This window comes from Streptomyces herbicida, from assembly GCF_032656585.1.
Lineage (GTDB): Bacteria > Actinomycetota > Actinomycetes > Streptomycetales > Streptomycetaceae > Streptomyces > Streptomyces herbicida.
The window spans coordinates 1-4820 of record NZ_JAUYWJ010000064.1 but is presented as its reverse complement, the minus strand read 5'-3'; the positions used below and the strand labels follow the sequence as shown (position 1 = coordinate 4820).

The following is a 4820-nucleotide window of genomic DNA, read 5'->3' as shown; positions in this document are numbered from 1 at the left end:
CGGTGCCGCCGCAGCTGCTCGACCTCCTGGAAGGAACCCGGGTCCAGGAGCAGCTCGATCCGCTCCCGCGCCGTCAGCTTGCCCTTGGCGTGCTGCGCCTCGGTCGCCTTCTCGCTGGGGCCCGCCACTGCTTGCGCACGAATCTCGTGCAGCTCGGCGACCCGCCCGCGCGCGTCCGTCGGCTCGCCGGTCGGCTCGCCCGTCTTCTCTTCCACAACGGTCATGTAGTGACCTTACGAAGGACAGCAAGCAAAGCGAGCCGTCGACTCCGTACAGTCTCCGGCCCGTTTTCCTGGTACCCCTGAACAGAACCTCGACGGCGTGCAGGCCTTCCGACTGCTCAGAGGGCATCGGCGTTGTAGAGGTGCCACAAAGCCGTCACCGGAGAGCCACCTCACATTCTTGCGTGGCACATGCCATCCCCGGAGTGACGCGGAGACTCAAACGGCGGCCTGTCGACAGTACCTCGACGGAGGCGTCCGCCCGGACCACCGAGTCCACGGGACAGTCCCAGACGATCTCCAGCGGCGCGCCCGTGCGCGGCGGCTCGCTGACGCAGAGGGTAGCCGTACGGCCGTGCTGCCGGACCAGGACGCTCGCTCCCCCGGATGCTTTCAGGGGCCCCGCCGTACCGGCCTGCCAGAAGTTGGCCGCCGTCAGACCCAGGGACGGGACCGCGACCGCCTGCGCCCGGGCGTCGTTGGCGAGGACGGACAGCCAGTGGCGGTCGCCCGCGCGGGCGGCGACGGCGTGGCGGGAGGCGCCGGGGAGGAGGAGGTAGACGTAGGCGGCGTCGGTGGGGTCGGTTCCGTGGTCGAGCCACAGCGTCTGCCAGCGCCGGGTGCGGCGCTCCGCGGTGCTCGTGGTGTTGATGTCCGACCAGGCGCCGGTGCGGTCCTCGCGCAGAACGTGCAGGTCGCCGCCGTATGGCAGGACCCAGCCACCGTGCCCCTCCAGGTGGGCCCAGGACCGGCCGCGCAGGAGGGCCTGGGTGCCGCCCTCCCCCAGGTTCCGGTTGTCCACGACCGTCTCGACGGCCACCCCGTCGGCGCAGGTGATCCCGGCACCGAGGCAGATCACGGCGTCCGCGACGCAGAACCACGACTTGCGGGCCTCCAGCGTCGAGCCGAGACCCTTCAGATGCTGCCCGACCGCCGCGTACTCCCCGTCCGTGGTGCCGCCGACCCACCGCACGTCCGGCTTGGGCGCGCCCCATTCGCCGCCGGCCCGGTCGGCGAGGCGCCCGGTGGAGACGGTGGTGCCCGGCAGCCGGTACCAGTCCACCGTGGGCCAGAACCAGTCGGTGTACTGATCGCTCGGGCCGTCGGCCCACCACTGCAGCATTCCGGCGCCGGTGTGCCAGCCCCGCGGGTTCTCGCCGTTGCCGCACTCGTAATGGGCGATCCGGTCGCTGCTCATGGAGATGCCGGCGACGAATCCGGGGCGGCGGTGCACGGCGCGGTCCATGGCGGCGAAGAGGTGATGGCCGACGGGCGCGGGGGCGGCCGGTACGGGTGAGCCGGCGACTGCGTGCAGCCGGGCGAGGTCCGCGACGCCGAACTGCCGACCCGTCAGAATCGGCGTGACGTCGTCCCGTTGGATCCAGCCCTTGATCCGGCCGTACCACCGCTCCCGCTCGCCCTCGTCCACACCGCCCGCGAGCAGCGTGACGGCCGCGATGAGCGCCTGCCCGTGGTAGTGGTCGCTGCGCATGACGTGCAGGTCGTCGTCGGTGAGATAACCGCGGCTGATGGCACGGCCGTTGACACCGTCCATCACCAAGCCGTCGTGGATGAGCGGCGCGTAGGCCCGCTCGACGCTGTCCAGGACGTTCCGTCTGCCGGGGTCGGTGACCTCCCACGGGGAGCCGGCGAGAAGCGCGAAGAGCCGGCCGAGGCCGTCGAGCATGACCTGTCCGTACGTGCCGGAGTAGGCGACCCAGGTGTGCTGGACGAACGAGCCGTCGGCGTACAGCCCGTCCCCCTTCGTCACGTACGGGAAGACGGGCGACAGCGCGTCACGGGCGAGCGCGATGCGGTCACCGGCCCGGCCGAGGACGCCGCGCAGGGCGACGGAGCGGCACAGGTCGACGCGGTTGGCGCCGGTGGAGGTCCCGGAGTAGTCCCTGAGCGCGCTGTCCGGGATGAAGTGGTCGACGGCCGCGCAGGCCGCGGCGATGCGGGCGTCGCCGAGGTGGTCGTACAGGGCGGCCGTGATGTCCATGAGGAGGCGGGGGCTGCCGATCTGCCATTCCCACCAGTTGCCGTAGCGGGTGGTGGCTGGGTTGTAGACGGTGGCGGAGAGGTGGTCGAGGCCGCGGAGGACGTCCGCGAGGAGGGCCGCGTCGCCAGTGGAGCCGGTACCGGCCTGGGCGTAGGCCTGGGTCATCGTCCACAGGCGGCTGTAGCTCTGGGTGATGCCGGCGGGCGGGTCGAAGGGGTGTCCTGGCCACAGGGAGGTGGCCGTCGGGGTCATGGTGACGCGTAAGGCGCGGGCCAGCTCGCCGGTCTGCGCGAGGCGTGAGGCATAGGGCTCCGCGGCGGGGTCGTAACCGGTGCCGAGGGCGATGTCGAGCCAGCGGTGACGCAGGGCCGCACAGGGGTCCGTTCCGGTGGCGCGGGCGGTCGGAACGCCTGGGGCCAGGGCACTCGCGAGCAGGGCGGCGGTCAGGAAGGTGCGGCGCGTGGAGGTCATGCCTCTGGCGTCTACCACCGCACCTTTCACAGGGGAACCTCGTGACGCACCGTATTGGCGAAAACACGCCGGTGGACTATGTTGAATATTGAACGGAATAGCACTACGGTCGTCCGTGTTGACCTCATTGAAGATTCAACATCAAGACTTCCGTCCCCAAAGGAGCAACGTCATGGGCATCTTCGGCCGCAAGAACACCTCCGAGTCCGCCGCCCCCGCCGCCGCGCAGGCCACCGTGAACCCGGAGCTGGCCGCGCTCACCGGCGAGTACACGATCGACCCGGCTCACACCACGATCGGCTTCGTGGCCCGCCACGCCATGGTCACGAACGTCAAGGGCGGTTTCCTCGATTTCACGGGCTCGCTGCACCTGGACGGTTCCGACCCGGCGAAGTCCACCGCGTCCCTCGACGTCAAGATGGACAGCATCGAAACGGGCAACTCCGACCGCGACGGTCACCTGAAGTCGTCGGACTTCTTCAAGACGGACGAGTTCCCGACGATGACCTTCCGCTCCACCAAGGCGGAGGCCCTGGGCGGCGACAACTACCGCATCACCGGCGACCTCTCGATCCTCGGCGTCACCAAGCCGCTCTCCATCGACCTCGAGTTCAACGGCTCCGCGAAGGACCCCTTCGGCAACGAGCGCGTCGGCTTCGAGGGCAAGACGGAGATCCTGCGCTCCGAGTGGGGGCTCACCTGGAACGCCGCGCTGGAGACCGGTGGCGTCCTCGTCTCCGACAAGATCAAGCTGATCTTCGACATCTCGGCGATCAAGAACGCGTGAGCCTCCGGCGGGACAGCCTGAAACGGCCGTCACCTCGCCCGACGTCTCACGCCCCTGAGCGCGCCCGCCCTTCACTCCCCCGTGTCGGAGGGCGGGCGCTCGCGTGCCCGCGCGGGGTTCGTCCTCCTTGCACGAGCAACCCTGCGGCCACCCGCGGCGTCTCACCAGCCGACACCGTTGGGGGAGGCACACCGATGGCCATGGTCGGCCTGTTCTGGATCACCGAGGACTGCGTGTACGTGGGGACCGAGCCGGTGGGCACGGCGTCCGCCGTGCGTCTGACGGAACACGGCGTCGAGGCCCTGGGCATCGATCACGAGAGGGACTGGAGCTGGAGCGAGGTTCGGCGGATCGAAGTCCATGACGTGGCCGTGCGGTCGGCCGCGCGGCGCTTCGCCTCCGTCGCCCTCGACTCGCTGCTCGTGGCGGTGACCGGCGACGGCTACCTCCCACCCGCCTACACCGTGCGCGTGGAGACCGTGGAGGACGACGCCGTCCACGTCAGCGTCTTCTCCGCCGTCACGGGCGGGATCTACACCCCGGAGGAGTACGACCTCTCCCGCACCCTCCTGGAACGCCTCGCCGACGGCCGCACGGCCATCGGCGACCTGCTCGCCTGGCGCCGCGACCACGCCGCCGAGAGCACCCCGCCCCGCGAGGAGCGCGAGGCGCTGCTTCGGAAGTGGACCGGGGACTAGGACTCACGCACCTCGAACTCGCACCATACGAACTTGCCCGGGCTCCGCTCCCCCACCCCCCACTTGTCCGCGAGAACACTCACCAGCAGGAGCCCCCGGCCGCACTCCGACTCCGGGACGGGTCCGGGACCCGGACCGTGCCACAGCCGCTGTCGTGGAGTTCCAACCGCAGCACGCCGTCGCCGTCCAGGGCGAGGTGCAGCGCGAAACCCCTGCCCGGCGGCGCGCCGTGGAGCAGCGCGTTGGTGGCGAGTTCGCTCACGCAGAGCAGTACGTCGTGGCTGCGCTCGGCCACGGCCCAGTCGGTGAGGGTGTCGTGCGTGAACTCTCGGGCCAGACGTACGGATCTGCGGTCGCGGCGGTAGAACGCCTCGCGGGTGTGGGGGTGTTGGGGTTCCGCGTTCATGAGGTCAGTGTCACTGTGCGTCACTAGAGTGGACCAACGAGTGAAGTCGTAGTTCTGATTGCTACGACTCCACTACGAGGACTTCGAGTGTGCACGGGGGAAAGGACTTCCCAATCGTGATGTCAAGCCGCTCTTGTGACGGGAGGTGAACCTTGATAGCACTCTCCGTCACGGATCATCGCCCACAGGACGTTCAGCCTGCGGCGGGCGAGCGCGAGCAGGGCCTGCTTGTGTC

The 4820-nt window shown here is 69.9% G+C and carries 4 protein-coding genes and 1 pseudogene; 2 read left to right on the top strand and 3 right to left on the bottom strand.

What is annotated here, in order from left to right:
* Together Q8A52_RS48625 and Q8A52_RS48620 are read right to left on the bottom strand one after the other, a co-directional pair.
* The coding region (locus tag Q8A52_RS48625) for a carboxyl transferase domain-containing protein (RefSeq protein WP_316765116.1) at positions 1–224 on the bottom strand (224 nt) is incomplete at its 3' end.
* A gap of 154 nt (positions 225–378) precedes the next feature.
* Positions 379–2694, bottom strand: a complete 2316-nt coding sequence (locus tag Q8A52_RS48620; RefSeq protein ID WP_316765115.1) for a polysaccharide lyase 8 family protein — start codon at positions 2692–2694, stop codon at positions 379–381.
* A 172-nt stretch (positions 2695–2866) separates the two neighbouring features.
* Between Q8A52_RS48620 and Q8A52_RS48615 the strand changes: the two genes are divergently transcribed.
* The gene (locus Q8A52_RS48615; RefSeq protein WP_316765114.1) at positions 2867–3481 is read left to right on the top strand and encodes a YceI family protein; all 615 of its coding nucleotides are present in this window, start codon (positions 2867–2869) and stop codon (positions 3479–3481) included.
* A gap of 194 nt (positions 3482–3675) precedes the next feature.
* Positions 3676–4179, top strand: a complete 504-nt coding sequence (locus tag Q8A52_RS48610) for a hypothetical protein (protein ID WP_316765113.1) — start codon at positions 3676–3678, stop codon at positions 4177–4179.
* On the opposite strand, the pseudogene Q8A52_RS48605 reads toward Q8A52_RS48610, so the two are convergent.
* Positions 4176–4585: pseudogene (locus Q8A52_RS48605) on the bottom strand (ATP-binding protein). The gene Q8A52_RS48610 and the pseudogene Q8A52_RS48605 overlap by 4 nt on opposite strands.
* Positions 4586–4820: the final 235 nt, after the last annotated feature.

Coding starts and splice junctions, on each gene's coding strand:
- Q8A52_RS48610 (WP_316765113.1), top strand. CDS start 3,676: ATGGCCATGGTCGGCCTGTTCTGGATCACCGAGGACTGCGTGTACGTG.
- Q8A52_RS48615 (WP_316765114.1), top strand. CDS start 2,867: ATGGGCATCTTCGGCCGCAAGAACACCTCCGAGTCCGCCGCCCCCGCC.
- Q8A52_RS48620 (WP_316765115.1), bottom strand. CDS start 2,694: ATGACCTCCACGCGCCGCACCTTCCTGACCGCCGCCCTGCTCGCGAGT.